The following is a 298-nucleotide window of genomic DNA, read 5'->3' as shown; positions in this document are numbered from 1 at the left end:
CGATGCTGGCAGGCGCGGAGCGCGAGCAACTGCTTGGTGGCTGGAACGCCACCGAGGCGGCGTTCCCCGATGGTGTGCAACTGCAAACGCTGCTGCAGCAACAGGCCGCGCAAACCCCGGACGCCCTGGCGCTGCAGTTCGGCGCGCAGCGCCTGAGCTATCGCGAGCTGCACCAGCGCGCCAACCAGCTGGCACGCTGGTTGCGCGCTCAAGGTGTGGGCCCGGACGTACTGGTGGGGGTGGCGGCCGAGCGCAGCGTCGAGCTGGTGGTGGCCCTGCTGGCCATCGTCAAGGCCGG

1 protein-coding gene is annotated in these 298 nt (G+C 70.8%); it reads left to right on the top strand.

All coding sequences use genetic code 11. The annotated features are described in order from the left end of the window. On the top strand, positions 1–298 hold a 298-nt coding region (locus E4487_RS24265; RefSeq protein ID WP_175254580.1), incomplete at both ends, for an AMP-binding protein.

Origin of the sequence: Pseudomonas sp. BMW13 (genome assembly GCF_013357275.1) — a bacterium.
In the GTDB taxonomy this organism is placed as follows: domain Bacteria; phylum Pseudomonadota; class Gammaproteobacteria; order Pseudomonadales; family Pseudomonadaceae; genus Aquipseudomonas; species Aquipseudomonas khazarica.
This window is presented reverse-complemented; position numbering and strand designations above follow the sequence as displayed.